Below are 17,518 nucleotides of genomic sequence, written 5' to 3' on the forward strand. Positions count from 1 at the left end.
CAAATTTAGAGGACTTATAAAACGGCGATCGCTTCGATCTCTACCAGCGCTCCCAGGGGCAGGGCCGCGACCGCAAAGGTCGAGCGCGCCGGCTTGACACCGTCGGCAAAGTGCGCCGCATAGAGCCCATTGAGCTCCGCGAAGCGCGACATGTCGCCCGAGAGGAAGATCGTGGTCTTGACCACATTGGCCAGTGTCCCCCCCGCGGCCTCGACAAGCGCCTTGATCCCCGCAATCGCGCCCTCGACCTGTGCGGCAAACTCGGCATGCGGCTGCTTGGTCTCAGGGTCGAGCCCGAGCTGACCGGAGATAAAGAGCAGGTCGCCCACACGGACAGCCGGGGTGTAGGGAGCGCCCGAGACCGCAGCGCCCGCGCCAAAGATAGGTGTTTTTTCCATAGGTTGGTTTTCCTTTTCAACCAGCAATAGTACCTGGCATTTCGCGATTTTAGGGGGAGTAAGGGAGCAAGATAGGGAAAAACAAGTAGCATTACGGTTTTTGGCGAGAGACTGCCTAACCTAAATGTGCTCTCCTGAGAGACCGATAATCCTCAGTGGAGAAATCATGCTTAGCCGTTTCAAGAATAGAGCCCGCGTGTCCCCGAGGATTCCTCGTGCGTTTACGATCATGGAGGTGGTCCTCTCCCTCTTGGTCGTGCTGTTTATGGTGGTGATGGTCGCCGCCGTGGTTCCTAGCTCTCTGCGCACCAGCCGCTACAGCACCGATTTCTCGCAGGCTGCCTCCCTGGTCCAGCACAAGATCAACCAGCTCCAAGACGCTGGCTACAACGGGATGAACGCCCCGAACTTGGGCGGTAACGGGCTGGCGATTATCGATGGCTCCCCCAACACCCCGGCGACCAACCCCCTGGGAGACCAGAGCGTGACCTTTGAGTTTACGGACCGGGACAAGCTCTGGCAGTCCTTTGCCGGAGGAGTGGACTCGACCGGTGCTCGGATCACCGGTAGCAATACCCCGCGTGGCTATATCTACCTGGCCCCCTACAGCCCCAGTGCCTACACCAATGCCGCGGGAGCGACCGAGTACGGGCTGATCCGTGCCACGGTGACGGTTCAGTGGTGGACGAGCAAGGGCAACATGCAGGCCTTCTCGGGGACCACGCTGATCCCACGCGCGACCGTGAACTAGCAGCGACAGTGAACTAGCAGCGACAGTGAACTAGCGATGATGTTGAAAAATAAAACGTTGTTTAAGAAGCTAGCAAGGGCGTTCTCTCTCACCGAGGTACTCGTTGCCATGGTGCTGATGAGCCTGCTCTTTCTGGTGGTGGCACAGCTCTTCATGACCACGGGACGAACCGTGGGGAAGATGCATGCCATGACCAATAGCACCCGCTCCGCCGGGCTCGTGATGCAGTGGCTCGATAATGAGCTCCACGAGGCCTACGGTGTGGTTCTCCCCAGCGATAGCAACCCGGCTTGGGATGCGGGCCAGCTCGGGGCGGTAAGCCACTATGTGGCAGACAATCCTGGCGGGACGGTGAATGCGGCCTGGCCCTCGGAGCTCAACACGGCGGTCTTTATCCTCTACCCACCCGCGGGGGCAGCGACAGTCAAGGGCTCCAGTGGAGCTGATCTGGTCCTCGCGGGAGGCAACTTGCCGGTCAACCGGGGAGCCGCTGTGATCACTCGCACCGCACTGGTCTACCGAGGCAACCCCGATGGGACGACCAACCCGGGCTATGGCACCTGCCTCTGGGTGTGGCGCTTTGAGAATGGAAACCGGGTCGAGACTCGCTTGCTGACCAATGAGCTCAGTACGGCCTGGAACGCGCTGTACTTTCGGCGACACAACACCACCGAGCGTGCAGTGGAGGTCAAGGCGGTCTGTGGGGAGTCCGCCTATGCCTATGGCGAGCAGACCAGCGATAGCACCGATAGCAAGTCGAAGGTGACCCAGACCTCCGGGCGCGTGATCTACATGGCCAATACGGCGATGACAACACAGACGACGATCACCTACCCGAACAACCCGCTGCTCCTGCCCCAGGCGAATACGGCGACGCCCTCGCCGACTCCGGTGCCACCGACTCCGACGCCGACACCGAGTCCCAGCCCGACACCGCGCCCGACCCCAACCCCGACCCCTTTTGGGATGACTCCGGCACCCGCAACCCCGACTCCCGTGCCGACACCTACTCCAGCACCCACTCCTGTTCCCACCGCAACCCCGGTGCCGACACCCACGCCTGTTCCAACGCCCACCCCGACACCGATCCCGATTAACTAAGATGATGAAGCTACTTCCCACTAAAAATCTGCGCCGCCGCGGTGTGGCGATGGTTGGTGTGATGATCTTGCTCTTCTTGATCCTCTCGCTGTACATGATCTCGATGCTCAACCAAGGGCGTGGCGGGGACGTGGCCTCGTCTGCCAAGAGCGGTCTACACCTGACGCGTCGTCGTGCGGAGCTTCTTGGGGCGCAGACGATCTCTGAGGCGGGTGTTCGTATGTCGCTGCAGTGGCTGATGCAGCAGTCGAGCGCCCCGACGAACCTGACGGCGTTTGCGCCCTCGGATGTGGCGGCGTTCTACGGTGGCACGACGGTGAGCGGTTGGACGGAGGTGAGCATCAACCAGGGGCCAACCAGTGGCGAGAACGCGACTGCGGGTCAGGTGAACGGCACGGCTCGTATTCGCTTCTACCCGTATGCGAGCAACGCGACCTCGAACCGTAAGATGTTTGGGATTGAGTCCATCGGTGAGTACCAGGGCTACAGCTACACATCGCGTGTGTTTGTGCGCCAGAACAGCTTTGCACGTTACGCGTACTTCAGCGACACGGCTCCGTCGGGCTGGTGGGTTGCGGGCAGCACGCGCTTCCAAGGTCCGGTGCATGTCAATGGTGTGGACTCGACGGGCAACGCGGTCGATCCCAATGCGCGCATCAATATCTTGTTCAAGATGGATGACTGGACCGCACCCTACACGACCGACTGGATCTTCACCTACACTGACGATGGCTACTTCACGACCGCGATGGACTACTCCCAGATCAACTGGGTGCATAGCTCTGGTGGGAGCGCCTCGCCCTACGATCCGAACTGGTGGATGCCGTCGTGGGAGCATATCACCGCCGCAAGTCGTGCTCCCAAGACCAACCAGCCGATCATCAAGATGCCCACCGCGACCACGGACCAGAAGAGCGCCGCGCTCGGCAGTGCCAGTGAGCCGGGATCTAGCTTTGTTGGTGTCTTTATCCCCGCCTCCGGGACAACCGCAACCGCAGGGATCTATGTGGGGGGCGATGTGCTGGACATGAACCTCTCCTACCAGCAGCGCACGACACACCAGGACCAGCTGATCGATATTATCCAGGCCGGCTCGGGGACAAGCCAGATCAAAAGCTCGCTGGATATCTGCCCTGATGATCCCTATACCCGTCTGATGGTCTACACACGCGCCAGTGCCACGGCTGCATGGACTCTGGTAAGTACGACTAACTACACCAACCTGACCAATGGGGTGATCTATGTCAATGGCAATATTGGCTCACAGACTGGAAGCTTCTCCGGAGGGATCTCGGGGATTGTTGCCAATAACATGATGTCCGGGAGCACGATACTCAAGCCCAATACCTGGACTGTCGCCACCGAGAGCACCAAGACCATCAATATCAACGGCGGCATTGTCTACCAGAACTTGGTAAGCGATACGACCAATGCCTACAACATGAAGTCCAATGCCGGAGCCGCCAACGACACATCGGGGACGATGGGGCTGGTGGCGGGGAGCTTCCGTGTGCCCCTGCTCGACGATGGGGGAGCCGTCTTGGACTACCTGACGATTCATGCCGTGACCATGGCCTACAACACCTTTGCGGTGGTCGATCCCACGACCCGTGCTCCAGGGGTGATCAACCTCCTGGGGGGCTTCATTGTCAAGAACAACAGCCAGATGGGGGTCGTCCAGCTGGATGGGACGGTTGTCAATGGCTTTATCCTCAACCGCAACTACGACCAGCGCATCGCCGATAGCCCACCGCCCGCCTACCCGGTCGCGGACCGGAGCTACCAGGTGATGTCCTTCCAGAAGGTCAATACCACCCTCAACTAATGCTTAAGAAAGCTACTCGCTCGCAAAATGAAAACAAAGACTCCCCAACGAGGGAAACTAAATCGCCGCGGTGTGGCGATGGTCGGTGTGATGATCTTGCTCTTCTTGATCCTCTCGCTGTACATGATCTCGATGCTCAACCAGGGGCGTGGCGGGGACGTGGCCTCGTCTGCTAAGAGCGGTCTACACCTGACGCGTCGTCGTGCGGAGCTTCTTGGGGCGCAGACGATCTCTGAGGCGGGTGTTCGTATGTCGCTGCAGTGGCTGATGCAGCAGTCGAGCGCCCCGACGAACCTGACGGCGTTTGCGCCCTCGGATGTGGCCGCGTTCTACGGTGGCACGACGGTGAGCGGTTGGACGGAGGTGAGCATCAACCAGGGTCCGACGAGCAGCGAGAACGCGACTGCGGGTCAGGTGAACGGCACGGCTCGTATTCGCTTCTACCCGTATGCGAGCAACGCGACCTCGAACCGTAAGATGTTTGGGATTGAGTCCATCGGTGAGTACCAGGGCTACAGCTACACATCGCGTGTGTTTGTGCGCCAGAACAGCTTTGCACGTTACGCGTACTTCAGCGACACGGCTCCGTCGGGCTGGTGGGTTGCGGGCAGCACGCGCTTCCAAGGTCCGGTGCATGTCAATGGTGTGGACTCGACGGGCAACGCGGTCGATCCCAATGCGCGCATCAATATCTTGTTCAAGATGGCAGACTGGACCGCACCCTACACCACCGACTGGATCTTCACGTACCCCGATGATGGCTACTTCACGACCGCGATGAGCTACTCCCAGATCAACTGGGTCTACTCCTACGGAGCGGGAGCCTACGGCTACGATCCAAACTGGTGGATGCCTTCCTGGGGGCATATCACGGCGGCGAACCGTGCGCCCAAGACCGACCAGCCGATCATCAAGATGCCCACCGCGACCACGGACCAGAAGAACGCCGCGCTGGGGACGGCCAGCGAGCCCGCTATCGGCTTTAGGGGCGTCTTTATCCCCATGAGCGGCTCCACCCCGACCGCAGGCATCTACATTGGCGGAGATGTTAAGGACTTTACGATGTCCACCAACCTGCACTCTGGCCAGGACGATCAGATCTTTGAGATTATCCAGCAGGACGGAACGGGCGAGAAAAAGTATGTCATCGAGGTCTGCAATCTCAACAACGATATCAAGATAAAGACCTACGAGCGGGCGAGCCCAACGGCCTCTTGGCAGCACGATGGGACCACTAACTACACCGGCGGCACGACCAATGGGACGATCTATGTCAATGGGAACATTGGCAGCCAGACCGCTCCCTACACCGGTGGCCTCTCCGGCGCGATTGCGATGAACTACATGTCCGGCTCCACCGTTGTGCGGCCCAATACCTGGACCATCGCCACGGCGAGCAACAAGACCATCAATATCGACGGTGGCATTGTCTACAAGAACCTGATCACCGATGGCACCAATCCCAATAACCTGAAGTCCAGTGCCAATAGCGCGACGGACAGTACCGGAACGCTGGGGCTGGTGGCGGGGAACTACCGCGTTCCGCTGCTGGATGGTGGGGGGACGGCACTGACCTACCTGACGATCCATGCGGTGACCATGGCCTACAACACGTTTCAAGTGGTCGATCCTACGACCCGTGCTCCGGGGGTGATCAACCTCTTGGGGGGCTTTATTGTCAAGAACAACAGCCAGATGGGGGTGGTTCAGCTGGATGGGACGGTCAATAACGGCTTTATCCTCAACCGCAACTACGACCAGCGTATCTCCGACAACCCGCCTCCGGCCTACCCCGCCGCGGACCGGAGCTACCAGGTGATGTCCTTCCAGAAGGTCAATACCACCCTCAACTAGGGCCTTTGCTATGAACCGTCCGTCAGTGGCCTGAAAGTCCACTTCTGGGCCGCGCAAGCGCGAAGCGGGCCGAGCCCGCAGAGAAGTCTAAGTACTCTACGCGGCCTCGGGCCGCTTCGTTGTAGGCGGCATCAGACGGGGACTTTCAGGCCCTGGTAGTCTCCCCGTAACGTAGTGCATCTTGTAGTGGGGGCCGACATCGGGGACCTCGAAGCGGTCCCCTTCTACCTGCCAGCCGTTTTTTTCATAGAAGCCCACCGCACTCACCCGTGCGTTGCACCAGAGCGGGAGGGCGCGATGGCTGGCGTACTGGTGGACCGCCTCTAATACCGCACGTCCCACCCCCTTGCCCTGCCACTCGGGGGCAGTGGCCATGCCGCGAAGCTGGAGCCGGGAGTCTGCCTCAAGGACGCTAGCGCAGCCGATAACCTCGCCCTTTTGATCCAGAGCGGCGAAGTGGCGTGTGGTCGGGAGGTCGTCGCCGGGGAAGTGCGTGGTGCTCTCTGGGCGGCCGGGGCGAAGCACCCGCCAGCGCAGGGCGAGGAGAGAGTCCGCCGAGGTTTCCTTTATCGTGAACACGGCGCTATAATACCTCGTGCAACAGCGAGGGGATAATGATTGAGTGAAGGCATCGTGACACGGGCGGGACGTGGGCTCTACACGGTTCAGACCGATACGGGGCGCATCTTGCCCTGCCGCTTGCGGGGAAACCTGAAGAAGCGCTTTACCTACTCCGAGACCGCCAGCCATGTTCGGCGGGTGGAGAAGGTCAAGAAACTAGCCGAGACCGACCCGATTGCCGTGGGAGATAGGGTCGTGATCGCGGTGGGCGACTCGGGGATCGAGGGGGTGATCGAGGAAGTGCTCCCCCGCCGCAAGGCCCTGGTGCGCCGCTCCGGCAACGAGCGGGAGCGCCAGACCCTGGTCGCCAACCTGGAGCTGGCCGTGATTGTCTTCTCCGCCGCCGAGCCCCGCCCCGATCTCTTCAAGCTGGACCGTTTTCTTGTCCTCGCCGAGGATAGCGAGCTAGAGATCCTGATCGTCCTCAACAAAGCCGACCTCGCCGACCCCAGCGAGCTCACCGAGGCCCTGGCGGAGTACCGCGCGATTGGCTACGAGATCCTCACCACCAGCCGGATCACGGGCGAGGGGATCGACACGCTCCGTGCCCGGCTCAAGGGCCGCCTCTCCGCGTTCTGTGGGCCGTCGGGGGTGGGGAAGTCGTCGCTGCTCAACGCGGTCCAGCCGGGCCTGCGCCTCAAGACCGGGGAGACCAGCGAGATCACCCACGCTGGGCGCCACACGACCGTCCGCGCAGAGCTGCTCACCCTGGAGGTCGGTGGCTGGGTCGCGGACACGCCGGGGCTCCGTCAGGTGGAGTTCTGGGACCTGCTCCCCGAGGATGTCGCCTTCTGTTTCCCGGAGCTGGAGCCGCTGATGGGCCACTGCAAGTTCCCCAACTGCCGCCACCGCAAGGAGCCTGGCTGCGCGGTCCGCGCCGCGGTCGACGACCAGCGGGTCAGCCCTCGGCGCTACCAGAGCTACCTCCAGATGACCCTGACCGATCCCACGCACGGGAGCGCCCCCCGTAAGACCGCTCCATCCTGAGAGATACCGCCATGACAAAACATCGTAAAGTAATCGTAGGGCTCGTTGCGCTTGTGGTTACCGGTGTCTTGGGGGCTTGGTGGATGGTAGCCCGTAGCCCAGATGCCCAGGCGCACCGCTTTGTGACCGCGATCCAAGACTATGAAGACGGCCCGATCTTTGAAACCCTCTTAGAGCAAGGGGTAGATCCTAACTACCTCGACCGAACCTACTCGGAGCCTAGCGTCAAGGAGAAGCTCGTCGCGCTCGTGGCCGGGGGCACTCCCGCCACGGGGTACGAGCCGATGCCGCTGCTCTTTATGGCCTGTACCAACGCCAACGAAGACGCGGTCAAGGCCCTTCTCAAGCACAACGCCAACCCCAACGTGGCCTTTCTCGATGGGATCACACCGCTGATTGCCGCCACGGAGGCCGGGAGCCCGCGGATTGTCCGCCTGCTGCTGGAGCATGGTGCGGAGATAAATCACCGAACGACGCGAGGGGATACCGCGCTCAAGCTCGCACGCGCCACCCAGCGCGACAGTGTGATCTCGCTGCTGTTGGAGAGGGGAGCGAAGGAGTAACCGGCATGAACCAACCCAAGAAAATCACCTTTGCCCTCCTGGGTATCGTGGCCTCTGTGGGGCTGTATCGTTTGATCGCTACCCGGCCTTGGACAATGACCACAGGAAGGTGCTGGGAGCGTGCCACTCCGGAACCATCACCGAGACCTGACCCATTTGCCGGTGGCTGTAATTGGGGGACGTTGGTGACTATCTGCCCGACCCCTGCGCCTGAGAAGACAAAAACGATTACGTTGAAGGAGCCCTACGCCCACGGGAGAAAGACCCCGCTCTCTTTCGACGAAGCGGTGAATAACTACTACTGGACCGGAGGGATTGCGTCTCTGCATCGATGTACCCCTGGGCCAGACTCTGAAGAGGTAAACACGTACATCAAGAAGGAGCACCGCGGCTTCTATGAGGCAGTCGTCACTGAAGTAGAGCGTATAAAGACCGAGTAAGACACTTGCCTCCTGAGCGGGATATACTCTCTCCGGAGGACTGTCGTGCGCGGAACCAAACTTATTGTATCCATGAAGGCGGTGGCATTTGCCATCAAGGGGGACCTCCCCGACGAGGTCAAGCTGGAGCGGCTGCGGCTGTTTCTACAGCAGGAAGCGACCCGCAAGGGCATTCGCTTGGACACCGACGAGCCCGTCTTGCAAGGGGTTGTGGACGGCAAGGACGAGCTCTATTTCTACAACGGGCCCAAGGGGCGCCCGCTCGCCATCCCGGAGCTGCCTCACGGATAAAACGTCAGGGATGATAGAATTGTCCGGCGACCTGAGCACGGTCGGCAGAGAGTTATGAACGACTGGAAACGATTTTTTGAGGCGCTTGGACCTGAGCGCTACCTGACTGAGGTGTTCACACAGCACACGCTCGCCGAGGTCGATTTTGTGATCGATGCCTGTGGGCTCACCCCCGGCGCACGGGTTCTGGACATGGGCTGTGGGCCGGGGCGGCACTCGCTGGAGTTGGCACGCCGTGGCTTCCAGGTCACCGGGGTGGACTTTACCGAGAAGTTTATTCAGTTCGCGCAAGAGGCCGCCGCCCGCGAGGGCCTGAGCGAGCGCGCCGAGTTTGTCCTCGCCGATGCCCGCGATTTTGTGCGGCCACTCGCCTTCGATGCCGCGGTCTGCCTGTGCGAGGGAGCGTTTGCCCTGCTCCAGACCGACGAAGACAATGTGCGGGTGCTGCGGCATATCGCGGCCTGCCTCAAGCCGGGGGCGGCGTTCCTCCTGACCACCCTCAATGGCTATCGGACGATCCGCCGCGCGGGGAAAGAGACCGCACTCGATCCGCTGAGCATGGTGGAGACCTGGCCCGGCGACGACTCCGGGATGCTCCAGGGGCGGCACTACATCGTCCCCGAGCTTGTGAAGATGCACGAGGGCGCGGGGCTAAGTGTCGAGCATGTCTGGGGGGGCACTGCTGGGAGCTGGGCTCGCCGCCCCCTCGACTGGGACGAGATTGAGGTTATGTTCCTCTCCCGCAAAGGCTAGCGAGGGCTCCTGTTTTTTAGCACTCCGCAGAAGCACCAGCGCGACGCCGGTCAGGAGCAGGTAGAGGGCAAGGGGCCGGAGCATCCGCACGGTCTGGAGCGCTGCAAGCCGGGTGAGGGACCGCTCGCGCGGCGGGGAGGCGACCGCGCTCTTGGGGGGCTTGCCTCCTCTGGCGGGCTCCGGCGACGGTGAGGCTTCCGGCGACGGAGAGGGCGGTGTTGCCTCCTCCTGCTCCTCAACCGGAGTGGCCTGGGCGAGCCGAGTGGAGAGCTTCGTCTGAAACTGCTCCGTGCGCAGCGTGATTAAGTTCAAGAAAAAAATAACTCCCCCAGCAACCACAAGCGCAAGGACGCCTAGGCCGAAGGCATACTGGGAGAGGCGGTAAGAGTAGCCAAGTCGCATGAGAGAGACGCCTCAAAGAGAGTACGGTAAGGTAAAAGAGGGTGTATCACAAGAAGCCGCCTGGAGACAAGGAGCTGCCCGTGATGCGCCGACAAAAAGCTATTTTTTAGAAACAGGGAACAATTCGCGGGGGGAATTCGTACTAATAACCAGCGCATGTCCTCCTTTTCACTGTCCATCGGACGTGATGGAAACCCGGTCTGATCTCTTGGACCGGGTTTATTTTTGCCTGGGGGCGGAAAAGCAAGGACTGAGAAAAAATACTAAAAATTGGGAACAGCTTGGAAAGAGTGGCGTTTAGAGTAGCAAGTGAGGAGGAGCGCGCCCTCCCTACAGAATCTCAAACCCCTCTGAAAGAGAGTTGTTCCCATGAAAAAGTATTTTGTCCTTGCCGCGCTTGCGCTGGCTGCTCTAGCTCCCGTGCGCCCCGTCTTTGCCCAGGACAAGACCATCGTCGAGATCGCCGCAAGCAACCCTGATTTCTCCACCCTCGTCTCCCTGGTGAAGGCCGCCGGTCTGGCGGAGACCCTCAGTGGCACCGGCCCCTTCACGGTCTTTGCTCCCACCAACGCGGCGTTTGCCAAGGTCCCGAAGACCGTCCTCGACAAGCTGGGTAAGAACCCGGAGGCACTCAAGGCAGTCCTGACCTACCATGTCGTGGCCGGTAAGGTCATGGCGGCGGATGTCGTGAAGCTCAAGAGCGGCACCAAGGTCAAGACCGTCAACGGCGCCTCGATCACCGTGGGCACCAAGCACGGCGTCACGGTCGACAAGGCCAAGGTTGTCAAGACCGATATTGTCGGCAGCAACGGCGTGATCCATGTGATCGACAGCGTCATCCTGCCCAAGGGCCTCAAGCTCTAGGAAGCGCGACGCTAGGGGCGGGCTCGCCCCTAGCGTCTTTTTTCCTCCACGAACCTAGTCGTTGTACCGATACTAAGGTTGTGGAGAGTGTCGCAGAAAAAGCAGATGCCTGGCTACGTGCGAGGCGCGGTAAGAGCCTGGTCTATCTCTTTGTCTTAGCCCTCGGCATTCCGTTTCTCTGCCTAACCCAGTACGCCGCCTCTCCGTTCTTCTGGGTGCCTCGGATGGATGCGCTCTACCATAGCCTCCAGGCCCATGCCCTCGCTCACAGGCAGGCCCCCGCCGAGCCCTACTTCCGTGCTCCCCTCTACCTCTGGCTCCTCTCGGGGGTCTATGCGACACTGGGTGAAGGCCCTTGGGCACCGCGGCTGGTGCAGCTCGTGGTCGGCTCGGGGAGTGTCCTGCTGCTGTATCTCCTGGGAGAGCGCCTCTTTCGTCCCTGTGTTGCGTTTCTGGCCGCGGTGAGCATGGCGCTCTACGGGCCGCTTGTCTACAACAACCTGGAGCTCCATACGCCCGTGGTGGAGGTCTTCTTTACCCTAGCGGCCCTGACCGCTCTGGTGCGCTCCGGTGTTGGTCTGAAGGGCGTGGCGCTTGCCGGGGGGCTTGCAGGGCTTGCGGCACTTGCCCGCCCGAATGCGCTGGTCCTGCTCCCGTTGGGGCTGTGGTATCTCTGGCAGACGCGGCGGCCGTGGCGAGCGCTGGTGCTCTTTGTGGTCCTTGCCCTCCTGCCTCCGCTCGCCGTTACGCTTCGCAATGCACGCGTCAGTGGGGACCCTGTTTTTATCGCGTCCCAGGGAGGGATCAACCTCTATCTCGGGAACCGCGCCCACGCCGATGGCTTTACTCCCAGCACCCCCCAGCGTTATCGGTTCGACTCCGCCTACGAAGACTCGGTCGCGCTCTACGGACAGCGCGCCGCGGAGGAGGCCCTGGGCAAGCGCCTGCGCCCCTCCGAGGTCTCGCGCTACTGGGTGGGCCAAACGCTCCGCTGGTGGCAGGCGCACCCGAGAGAGGCGCTGGCACTCACGCTCAAGAAGGCGATCTTAACCCTCTCGTCTGTCGAGATTCGAAACAACACGGGCTACCACTACATCCGCGAGGCCTGGGTCCCTCTGCTCTGGCTGGCCCCCTTTGGGTTTGCCTGGGCGGGGCCGCTGGGCGGAGTGGGGCTCTTCCTGGCGCTACGGCGGCACCCTCAGCGTGCGGCGATCCAGCTCTTGGTGGGCTTCCTAGGGCTGTACTTTCTGAGTATTGTCGTGTTCTTTGCCGCAGACCGTTTCCGCCTGCCCCTGGTTCCGCTCTTGCTCTTGTTTGCGGTCGAGGGGGGCTGGCAGCTTCTGCATTGCTACCACGAGCGCCTCGGGAAGCAGGCACTCGTGCTTCTGGCGGGGCTCCTCCTCCTCGTGGGCGGAGACTGGTTCAGGCTCCCGAGAGCCCACTGGGATAGCCAGGACTGCTGGAGTGCGGGAAACCGCCTGCTGGCCCTAAAGCGCCCCGATGATGCCGAGCTGTATCTACGCCGTGCGCTGCAGCAGGAGCCTGCGAACGCGGAGTATTGGACAAGCCTGGGGGAGGCTGCCTACCTCAAGGGGGAGCTAAGCCCGGCACAGGAGGCGTTTGCGCGGGCGCTCCAGCTCTCCCCGGAGTCGCCGCAGAGCTACTACAACCTCGCGGTTTGCCTACAGGAGCAGGGCAAGAGCGACGAGGCCCGAGGCTATCTCCTGCAGGCGCTTGCACGAGACCCGGGCTACACCCGGGCACGCACGGCGCTCGCGGCTATTTCTTCAGCAGGGAGATAGCTTTCTCGAGCTGCGGGTCTTTTCCGGCGAAGTAGTCCGCGGTGCTCCAGGGCACGAGATAGTCGGGGCGCTCCCCGATATTCTCCAGCGGGGTGCCATCGGTGCGCCAGACACCTTGGAAGGGCATGCGGGCACCCGTCCCATCGACAAGCCCCAGCCCATAGGTCCAGATGACATAGCCCGGGGTGGGCTCTCCCACGAGCTTGGCGAGGCCGGTGGCGCGCATGCCGTAGGGGAACATCTCCGCGTTGGAGAACGACGAGTCTCCCATGAGCACGACAATCGGCTTGTTCCACGGCTGGCGTCCCTCAAGGATGGGGGCGGGGACCACATAGCCGCCGCGGGGGGAGTTGGTGGCGTAGGGCTTGAAGCGCAGCCAGGAGATCAGGGTATCGCCGATATTGCCGCCGCCGTTCTCCCGGACATCGATAATCATCGCGTCCTTGCCCTCGGCCCACTCGTAGAACTCCCGGACAAACTGCTGCTGGTTCTGGCCGCCCATCCCCGAGATATGGACATAGCCTACTTTCCCACCCGATGCCTGCTCGACCTGCTTGCTCCGCGCCTCGATTCGGTTGCGGTAGTGCAGGTCGCTCCACTCGGCCTCGCTCAGGGCCTTGTAGGTGACGGTCCGGGCACCGTCGCGGCCCGGCTTGTCGTTGACCAGGAGCGTGAAGTCCCGCTCGCCCTTGTCGTTGAGGACGCTGTAGAGGTTCTCATCAAGCGTGACATCCACCCCATCAATGGCGACAATGTACTCCCCGGGCTTGATCCGGGTCTTCTCGTAGCTGCCGGGCGCGCGCTTGGGGACCTCTTTCACACGGATGCCGGGGCCGACATAGCTGTAGTCAAAGTACACCCCAAGCTGCGCCGTGCTCGGGCCGATCGTGGTTCCGGGCGCGGCGCTCACCTCGGAGTGGCTGGCCTCGAGCTCCCCGAGCAGGAGGTTCCCCAGGTTGGCCATCTCCTCGCGCGTTCCCACACCCTCCAGCATCGGCTCGTAGCGTGCCTTGAGGGCCGCGAAGTCGCGCCCGTGGAAGTTGGGGTCGTAGAAGCGGGTGTTGTAGCTCCGCCAGAGCTGGTTGAAGGCGGCCTGACGCAGGGCGCGCAGGTTCTGGATATAGGACGCGCTGAAGCCGATCAGGCTGGGCTGGGCACCGGGGACACGGGTGCGTAGGGAGAAGAGCTGGCCCCCGCGCTGGAAGTAGGCCATGTCGCCCGCGGCGCTGATCCGCAGGTTCCCGATCCCCCCGATCCCGGTGAGCGGCCGGACCTCTTTGCCGTCGTAGGAGGCGGCCCAGACATTGCCGCCGGAGAGGAAGTAGAGGGTTCCGTCGGAGTCGGTGAGCTGGAGATCGGCCTCGGGCGGGGTGCTGCTGAGCTTGCGGAGGCGGTAGTGGACATCCTCAAAGTCGATGGTCACCTGCACAGGGTCGCCAGGCTTGATGTACTTCACCTCCAGCTCCGCGCCGCGTGCCTCCTCGCGGGTGAGCGGGAGAACCCAAAGCCCATTGCTACCGTCGCGGTTGCTGCCGAAGTAGAGGTAGCGGCCATCGGCGGACCAGGTGGGGGCGCTGTGCGACGCATTCAGGCGGGTGACATTGATCGGGTCGGTGCCATTGCTCTTGGCGATATAGAGGTTCGTCCCCCCGGACTCGCGGCCCCGGCGGGTAAAGGCGATCCAGCGCTGGTCCGGCGACCACGCGACCTCGCCCTGGACATCGCCGGCGATTGTGAGCAGGCGGGTCGGGGGCGCGGAGAGATCGACCGGGCAGGTGTAGAAGCCCGCGCCCTCCTCTTCCTTGCCCTTCACCCAGAAGCCTAGGGTCTTGCTGTCCGGGGAGAGGATCGGGGTGCTGGCATCGGAGCGGCCCGTCCAGACCGGCTTGACCGCCTTGGTGGCCACCTCCATCGCAAAGACCCGCTCGTTGCCGTTGCGGTCCGAGACAAAGAAGAGAGTCTTGCCGTCCTTGCTCCAGCAGAGGTCGTGGTCGGTGCCGGGGTAGTCCGTGAGACGCGTCGCCTGGTCGGCGTTGCGGCTCTTGGCTTTATCGACCGGGATGGTCCAGAGCTCGTCGCGCAGGACAAAGGCAAAGGTCTTGCCATCGGGGCTGATCCGCGCCTCGCTGACATCGGCGTTGCTGATGACACTGCGCTGCTCGGCGTTGCTCTTGTCATCGCCGCCGCAGAGCAGGGAGAGCTTGATCGGCTCGTTGCTACCCGCCTTGAGCAGGTAGAGGTCGGTGCCGTGCTCAAAGGCGATATCCCCGGACCTGCGCGCCACGGAAGGAAAACGCACCGCGCTCCCCACAAACTGCGTGAGCTGCTTGGGCTTGCCGCCGCCTGCGGGAAAGGCCCAGAGGTTCGGGGTGCGCTTGGGGCTATCGTCGAGCTTGGGCGGTGTCTTGCCCAGCAGCGTGACACTGGGGCTCTCCTCACCGTAGGTCACACAGACAATGCTCTTGCCATCGGGGAGGAAGTGGGGGTAGAGGTGCTGCCTGCCATCCTCGACCAGGGGACTGCTCTTCCCTGAACTCAGATCCTCGGTCCAGAGCTGCGCGGCGGCGGAGCCACTGTAGCGCGGCCGTGTCCAGGGGAAGCCATTGCGCTCGTAGACTAGCCGGGTGCCATCGGGCGAGAGGGTGGGGCGGTTGAGCTTCTTGAAGTCCTCGGCGAGCTTGGTGAAGCGGCGGGTCGCCAGGTCCAGGGAGAAGACCGTGTCGTAGGGGCGGTCGCGGCGGCTGACAAACAGCAGGCTCTTGCCATCGGGGGACCAGTCGGTGGGGGACTCGGTGCCACCCGCAAAGGTCAGCTGGCGTGGCGTCCCCCCCTCCGCCGGCACGACCCAGATATCCGACGAGCCCGTGCGGTTGGACTGAAACGCGATCCACTTGCCATCGGGGGAGAACACGGGGTAGGCATCGTACTCCGCGTGTGTGGTCACCGGGTAGGCGCGCCCGCCGCTCGACGGTGACACCCAGATATCGCCCCGCCAGACAAACGCCAGCTTGCTCCCATCGGGAGAGAGCGCCGGCATCCGCGCCCCCACCACGGGCTTGTCCACGGGGGGAGTCAGCTGAGCCAGTGCTAGAGAGCAAGGCGCAAAGCAGAGGGCAAGAGAGAGCGTTCGTCGCAGGGTTTGCATAGAGGGCATTGTACCTTTTGGCGTAGGATTCCCGGACAGGCGGCCCGGACAACGAATGAAGCCCGGACAGATTTGCCCGGACACTCGTTGTCGATCCTGCCCCCTGTGCAGGCTAGGGCGGGTTTTGGTCCGTCTGTCTAGTGCGGGAAACATTTCCCCGTCCCGCTTGGTAGAGTACATTGGGAGAATCGATTGCACATGAGAGTTGTTTTAGAAGAGGCCCACCGCGGCTATCAGGTCACCATCCGTGAGACACCCCGAGTTGCCTATATCGGGCGAAGCCCGCTCCGACAGTGGAGCTACCGTGCGCTGGTCAACAATGAAGATATCTCCGCGCACGTGGTCACGCAGGGCCTCAAGCCCACCCAGATCGCCGAGAACGTCAAGCGCTTCCTCGATACCCAACTGACACACTAGCAAGTTTAAGCCTGAGGAGGGCCTCGCGGAGCTGCTGTCGAACTTGGTTGCTGGAGGACGAAGGAAAACCATGGCGGCTTTTGATAGGCTCAACGACGGCACACAGAGCGCACCGCGCTTGCGGGTGCAGCAGACTCTCTGGGGGATGGTCAAGCTCCCGATGAACGGCGCGGCGGAGTGGACACTCGACGAGAAGTTCGCGCGCTGCAAGGCGGCAGGCTTGGAGGGAGTCGAGTGCTGGCTGGACGACAGCAACGAAAAAGACGTGACCGAGGCGCTCCAGCGCCATGGGCTGCGGCTTGCCCTGGGGCACCGGCCCTTTAAAATCGACGACACACAGCGGCTGATCGAGCGTGCGGTGCGGGTCGGGGCAGACTATGTCATGGCCCAGCCCGCCGATGCCTACACGCCCCTCGACGAGGTCGCCAAGCTGGTCACCGACGGCAGGAGGCTCGCCAACGACGCTGGCCTGTGCTACTTCGTGGAGACCCACCGCGGCAACTTCACCGAGACCATCCCCCAGACCCTAGCGCTGATCGAGCGCGTCCCCGAGATTCGCATCACCGCCGATCTCTCGCACTTTGTGGTGGTCGGGGAGTTCTACGGCTGGGAGGCGGAGCGCGCCCACGAGCGGATGCTGCCGATCCTAGAGCGTGTCTCCCATATCCACGGCCGCATCAGCAACGGCGAGCAGGTGCAGGTGGACTGCGGCGATGGAAGCACGCCTTGGGCGCGGTTCTTTGTGAAACTCTGGACGATCGCGATCCAAAGCTGGAAAGCCGCCGCCGCCCCCGGCGATATCCTCCCGTTCTCGTCGGAGCTTGGCCCCCCGCGCTACGCCATCACCACCCCCGACGGCAAAGAGATCTCCGACCGCTGGGAGCAGGGCCTGCTGATGACCCGCCTCGCCCAAGAGGCCTGGGACGCGGCCCCCTGACCCCCAAGATTGGGGGAACCGTAAGGACTCCGATTCCGCATATTTCCCCCACGCGTGGGGGTCAGGGGGCCACTGGGTGCGGTACCATAGAGACGCTATGCCAAAACGCGCTGAGCCCATCACCGATCCCGCAGACCTCCTGCACCTGCTGGGGCGCTTTTTTCTTTGCCTGGTCGCCAATATCATGGTGGTCTACAGCCTCGTGCAAAAGAGCTGGGTCTCGGTGGGGGTGCTCGCGGCGGGCTCCCTCTTTCTGCACCGTAGCACGATCGTGCTGTGGAAGAAGCTCAGCGCTGAGCGCCAGCAAAAGCTCGCGGAGCGGGAGGCACAGCGCCAGTGATCCCCCGCCAGCGTGTGCGCCCTAAGC

General features: G+C 62.4%; 19 protein-coding genes. 15 read left to right on the plus strand and 4 right to left on the minus strand.

The window, feature by feature from the left end; translation table 11 throughout:
* Positions 1 to 14: 14 nt before the first annotated feature.
* Positions 15 to 398: a RidA family protein gene (locus HNQ39_RS06165; RefSeq protein WP_184193065.1), complete on the minus strand. Its 384-nt coding sequence runs from the start codon at positions 396 to 398 to the stop codon at positions 15 to 17.
* Positions 399 to 594: 196 nt separating this feature from the next.
* Here HNQ39_RS06165 and HNQ39_RS06170 point away from each other — a divergent pair, with 196 nt between their 5' ends.
* The 4 genes from HNQ39_RS06170 to HNQ39_RS06185 are packed head-to-tail and all read left to right on the plus strand — an operon-like array spanning position 595 to position 5,929.
* Complete coding sequence (locus HNQ39_RS06170; protein WP_184193066.1) at positions 595 to 1,149, plus strand: hypothetical protein; 555 nt, start codon at positions 595 to 597, stop codon at positions 1,147 to 1,149.
* A 57-nt stretch (positions 1,150 to 1,206) separates the two neighbouring features.
* The gene (locus HNQ39_RS06175) at positions 1,207 to 2,250 is read left to right on the plus strand and encodes a PilW family protein (RefSeq protein WP_184193067.1); all 1,044 of its coding nucleotides are present in this window, start codon (positions 1,207 to 1,209) and stop codon (positions 2,248 to 2,250) included.
* 1 nt (position 2,251) lies between these two features.
* Positions 2,252 to 4,075 (plus strand): hypothetical protein, encoded by a 1,824-nt coding sequence (locus HNQ39_RS06180; protein ID WP_184193068.1) that lies wholly within the window; start codon positions 2,252 to 2,254, stop codon positions 4,073 to 4,075.
* 27 nt (positions 4,076 to 4,102) lie between these two features.
* Positions 4,103 to 5,929 carry a hypothetical protein gene (locus HNQ39_RS06185; protein ID WP_184193069.1) on the plus strand — a complete coding sequence of 609 codons (1,827 nt, stop codon included), beginning with the start codon at positions 4,103 to 4,105 and terminating at the stop codon, positions 5,927 to 5,929.
* Between the two features lie 96 nt (positions 5,930 to 6,025).
* Here the strand turns inward: HNQ39_RS06185 and HNQ39_RS06190 are convergent, their stop codons facing one another.
* Positions 6,026 to 6,508, minus strand: coding sequence for a GNAT family N-acetyltransferase (locus HNQ39_RS06190; protein WP_184193070.1), 483 nt, complete (start codon positions 6,506 to 6,508; stop codon positions 6,026 to 6,028).
* A gap of 39 nt (positions 6,509 to 6,547) precedes the next feature.
* Between HNQ39_RS06190 and rsgA the strand changes: the two genes are divergently transcribed.
* The 5 genes from rsgA (at position 6,548) to HNQ39_RS06215 (ending at position 9,584) form a co-directional block, all read left to right on the plus strand.
* A complete protein-coding gene (gene rsgA / locus HNQ39_RS06195; protein ID WP_184193071.1) occupies positions 6,548 to 7,537 on the plus strand; it encodes a ribosome small subunit-dependent GTPase A in 990 nt (329 codons plus the stop codon).
* Positions 7,538 to 7,548: 11 nt separating this feature from the next.
* Positions 7,549 to 8,100, plus strand: coding sequence for an ankyrin repeat domain-containing protein (locus tag HNQ39_RS06200; protein WP_184193072.1), 552 nt, complete (start codon positions 7,549 to 7,551; stop codon positions 8,098 to 8,100).
* A 5-nt stretch (positions 8,101 to 8,105) separates the two neighbouring features.
* Positions 8,106 to 8,540 carry a hypothetical protein gene (locus HNQ39_RS06205; RefSeq protein ID WP_184193073.1) on the plus strand — a complete coding sequence of 145 codons (435 nt, stop codon included), beginning with the start codon at positions 8,106 to 8,108 and terminating at the stop codon, positions 8,538 to 8,540.
* Between the two features lie 72 nt (positions 8,541 to 8,612).
* The gene (locus tag HNQ39_RS06210; protein ID WP_184193074.1) at positions 8,613 to 8,831 is read left to right on the plus strand and encodes a hypothetical protein; all 219 of its coding nucleotides are present in this window, start codon (positions 8,613 to 8,615) and stop codon (positions 8,829 to 8,831) included.
* 54 nt (positions 8,832 to 8,885) lie between these two features.
* Positions 8,886 to 9,584, plus strand: coding sequence for an SAM-dependent methyltransferase (locus HNQ39_RS06215; protein ID WP_184193075.1), 699 nt, complete (start codon positions 8,886 to 8,888; stop codon positions 9,582 to 9,584).
* Here the strand turns inward: HNQ39_RS06215 and HNQ39_RS06220 are convergent.
* Positions 9,483 to 9,986, minus strand: a complete 504-nt coding sequence (locus HNQ39_RS06220) for a hypothetical protein (RefSeq protein ID WP_184193076.1) — start codon at positions 9,984 to 9,986, stop codon at positions 9,483 to 9,485. The two genes, HNQ39_RS06215 and HNQ39_RS06220, sit on opposite strands and share 102 nt — an antisense overlap.
* On the opposite strand from HNQ39_RS06220, the gene HNQ39_RS06225 reads away from it, so the two are divergent.
* The 3 genes from HNQ39_RS06225 (at position 9,985) to HNQ39_RS06235 (ending at position 12,652) form a co-directional block, all read left to right on the plus strand.
* A complete protein-coding gene (locus HNQ39_RS06225) occupies positions 9,985 to 10,287 on the plus strand; it encodes a hypothetical protein (RefSeq protein ID WP_184193077.1) in 303 nt (100 codons plus the stop codon). The two genes, HNQ39_RS06220 and HNQ39_RS06225, sit on opposite strands and share 2 nt — an antisense overlap.
* A gap of 68 nt (positions 10,288 to 10,355) precedes the next feature.
* Positions 10,356 to 10,850, plus strand: a complete 495-nt coding sequence (locus HNQ39_RS06230) for a fasciclin domain-containing protein (protein WP_184193078.1) — start codon at positions 10,356 to 10,358, stop codon at positions 10,848 to 10,850.
* Positions 10,851 to 10,930: 80 nt separating this feature from the next.
* The gene (locus HNQ39_RS06235; protein ID WP_184193079.1) at positions 10,931 to 12,652 is read left to right on the plus strand and encodes a tetratricopeptide repeat protein; all 1,722 of its coding nucleotides are present in this window, start codon (positions 10,931 to 10,933) and stop codon (positions 12,650 to 12,652) included.
* Here HNQ39_RS06235 and HNQ39_RS06240 read toward each other — a convergent pair.
* Positions 12,630 to 15,797 (minus strand): S41 family peptidase, encoded by a 3,168-nt coding sequence (locus tag HNQ39_RS06240; protein ID WP_184193080.1) that lies wholly within the window; start codon positions 15,795 to 15,797, stop codon positions 12,630 to 12,632. The two genes, HNQ39_RS06235 and HNQ39_RS06240, sit on opposite strands and share 23 nt — an antisense overlap.
* Positions 15,798 to 15,995: 198 nt before the next feature.
* Here HNQ39_RS06240 and HNQ39_RS06245 point away from each other — a divergent pair, with 198 nt between their 5' ends.
* The 3 genes from HNQ39_RS06245 (at position 15,996) to HNQ39_RS06255 (ending at position 17,491) form a co-directional block, all read left to right on the plus strand.
* On the plus strand, positions 15,996 to 16,214 hold the full coding sequence (locus HNQ39_RS06245) for a hypothetical protein (RefSeq protein ID WP_184193081.1): 219 nt from the start codon (positions 15,996 to 15,998) through the stop codon (positions 16,212 to 16,214).
* A 70-nt stretch (positions 16,215 to 16,284) separates the two neighbouring features.
* Positions 16,285 to 17,151, plus strand: coding sequence for a sugar phosphate isomerase/epimerase family protein (locus tag HNQ39_RS06250; protein ID WP_184193082.1), 867 nt, complete (start codon positions 16,285 to 16,287; stop codon positions 17,149 to 17,151).
* A gap of 97 nt (positions 17,152 to 17,248) precedes the next feature.
* On the plus strand, positions 17,249 to 17,491 hold the full coding sequence (locus HNQ39_RS06255; RefSeq protein WP_184193083.1) for a hypothetical protein: 243 nt from the start codon (positions 17,249 to 17,251) through the stop codon (positions 17,489 to 17,491).
* Positions 17,492 to 17,518: the final 27 nt, after the last annotated feature.

This window comes from Armatimonas rosea (assembly GCF_014202505.1).
Taxonomy (GTDB): Bacteria; Armatimonadota; Armatimonadia; order Armatimonadales; family Armatimonadaceae; genus Armatimonas; species Armatimonas rosea.